General features: G+C 73.2%; 3 protein-coding genes. 2 read left to right on the forward strand and 1 reads right to left on the reverse strand.

The window, feature by feature from the left end:
• Positions 1-133 precede the first annotated feature (133 nt).
• Positions 134-658, reverse strand: a complete 525-nt coding sequence (locus tag L1885_RS26940; protein ID WP_235799767.1) for a MarR family winged helix-turn-helix transcriptional regulator — start codon at positions 656-658, stop codon at positions 134-136.
• 79 nt (positions 659-737) lie between these two features.
• On the opposite strand from L1885_RS26940, the gene L1885_RS26945 reads away from it, so the two are divergent.
• Both L1885_RS26945 and L1885_RS26950 read left to right on the forward strand, forming a co-directional pair.
• On the forward strand, positions 738-1,766 hold the full coding sequence (locus L1885_RS26945) for an LLM class flavin-dependent oxidoreductase (RefSeq protein ID WP_235799768.1): 1,029 nt from the start codon (positions 738-740) through the stop codon (positions 1,764-1,766).
• 3 nt (positions 1,767-1,769) lie between these two features.
• On the forward strand, positions 1,770-2,450 hold the full coding sequence (locus L1885_RS26950) for an NADPH-dependent F420 reductase (RefSeq protein ID WP_235799769.1): 681 nt from the start codon (positions 1,770-1,772) through the stop codon (positions 2,448-2,450).
• The last annotated feature ends 127 nt before the right edge of the window (positions 2,451-2,577 follow it).

A 2,577-nucleotide genomic window follows, 5' to 3' on the forward strand; every position in this document is an offset into this window, starting at 1 on the left:
GCCGCCGCTGCCCGGGCCCCGGGAGTCCGCGACGACGGGGGAGGGGGCGCCGTGCGGACCGGCCGCCCCCGTCGAGGGCGCGGGCGGTGCGGCGTCCGGCGCTGGCGCGCCGGCGTGCTCCCGTCACTCCGAGTCACTCCGAAGCGGTCTCCGCCGCCGTGGCCGGAGCCGTCGTGCGGTGCGCGCCGGGCGCGGGGGCGCCGTCGTCCAGGTGGGTGCGCAGCGCCGCGGCGATGCCGGCCGCGGCCGTGATCTGCTCCGGGGTGAGGGCGTCGACGAAGAATTCGCGGACGGCCCGCAGGTGCGGGTAGGTGGCCTCGTGGAAGGCCCGGGCGCCGGCGGGCTCCAGGACGACTTCCGCGCCCCGGCTGTCCGTGGCGCACTCCTCGCGGCGGATGAGCCCCCGCCGCTCCATGCGGCCGAGGTGGTGCGACAGGCGGCTGCGCTCCCAGCCGACGGCGAGCGCCAGCTCGGAGGAGCGCAGCCTCGTGCCGTCGGCCTCGCTGAGCTGGAGGAGGACGGTGTAGTCGCCGGTGGACAGGTCCGTGTCCCGCTGGAGCCGCGCCGCGAGCCTGGCGCGCAGCGCCTCGGTCGTCTCGATGAACTCGCGCCAGGCGCGCAGTTCCTCCCGTGTGGGCAGCTTCCGTGATCCCGGCATGATCCCGCCTCCCATGATTGACGTGTCAATCATAATGAGCGATAGTTGATACGTCAATCAGTAAAGGAGGGCAGTACCCATGGCGGACCTCGTTCTCGGCCTCGACACCTTCGGGGACGTCCCGGAGGAGTCCGGCAAACCAGTCTCCCACGCTGCCGCGATCCGGCAGGTGGTCGACGAAGCCGTGCTCGCCGACGAGCTCGGCGTCGATGTCATCGCGCTCGGTGAGCACCACCGCCCCGAGTACTCGATCTCCAGCCCCGAGACGGTCCTCGCCGCCATCGCCGCCCGGACGTCGCGCATCAGGCTCGCGTCGGGCGTGACCGTGCTCAGCTCCGACGACCCGGTCCGCGTCTTCCAGCGGTTCGCGACCGTGGACGCGCTCTCGGGCGGCCGCGCGCAGGCGATCCTCGGCCGGGGGTCCTTCACCGAGTCCTTCCCGCTGTTCGGCTACGACCTGAGCGACTACGACGTCCTCTTCGAGGAGAAGCTCGACCTCTTCGTGAAGCTCCTCGACGAGAAGCCCGTGACCTGGAGCGGCACCACGCGCGCCGCTCTCCAGGACGCGGACGTGTTCCCGAAGACCGACTCCGGCCGCCTCGACGCGTGGGTCGGCGTCGGCGGCTCGCCGCAGTCGGTCGTGCGCACCGCGCGCCACGGACTGCCGCTCATGCTCGCGATCATCGGCGGGTCCCCGTCCCGCTTCCTGCCGTACATCGACCTCTACCGCCGGGCCGCGGAGCAGTTCGGCACCGTCGCCCACCCCGTCGGGATGCACTCGCCCGGTTTCGTGGCGGACACCGACGAGGAGGCCAAGGAGGTCTTCTACCCGACGTACAAGATCATGCGGGACCGGATCGGCGCGCTGCGCGGCTGGCCGCCGCTGCGCCGGGCCGAGTTCGACGCGGAGGTCGCGAACGGCTCGATGTACATCGGCTCCCCGGAGACCGTGGCCCGCAAGATCGCGGCCGCGGTCGGGACGCTCGGCGTGGGCCGCTTCGACATGATCTACAGCGCGGGGGCCCAGCCCGTGTCGGCCCGCATGCGGGCGGTCGAGCTGTTCGGCTCGAAGGTGGCGCCCATGGTCCGCGACCTGCTGGCGGGCTGAGCCGTGACCACCCTCGGCATCCTCGGCGCCGGCAAGGTCGGCACCGTCCTCGCCCGGCTGGCGGTCGCCGCCGGCTACGACGTCCTGATCGCCGGCTCCGGCGACCCGGCGGCCATCTCGCTGATCGTCGAGGTCGTCACCCCCGGCGCGGTCGCGGTGACCGGCGCCGAGGCGGCCCGCCGCGCCGACACCGTGGTGCTGGCCCTGCCGCTCGGCAAGTACCGCTCCGTGCCGGCGGAGGCCCTGCGCGGCAAGCTCGTGATCGACGCCATGAACTACTGGTGGGAGATCGACGGCGTACGGGACGACCTCACCGATCCGCGCACCTCCTCCAGCGAGATCGTGCGGGCCTTCCTGCCGGGGTCACGGGTCGTGAAGGCGTTCAACCACATGGGCTACCACGACCTGGAGGAGGGGGCCCGCCCGTCAGGGGCGCCGGACCGCCGCGCCATCGCACTGGCCGGGGACGGCGGGGAGGACGTCGCCGAAGCCGCCGCCCTCGTGGACGCCCTCGGCTTCGACCCGGTCCTGGCCGGGCCGCTCGCGGAGGGAATCCGGATGCAGCCCGGCACCGAACTGTTCGGTGCCAACACCGACGCCGCGTCCGTCCGCGCGATGCTCGACCGGTTCCCGGCGACCGACGCCGGCCGCCGCGTCGCCGCGGTGCGGGCCGCGGCGGGCTGAGGCCGGTCGCGAAGAAGGGGCGCTAAATGGTCCGGAAGTGCCATGCGCGGCGCGTACCCCTCTCCTTACGCTAGGAAGCCGACACCGACCGAGAGAGGTGATGCACGTGGCTCCGTTGCGTTCGCCG

Source organism: Streptomyces fuscigenes, from assembly GCF_021556455.1.
Classification (GTDB): Bacteria; Actinomycetota; Actinomycetes; order Streptomycetales; family Streptomycetaceae; genus Streptomyces; species Streptomyces fuscigenes.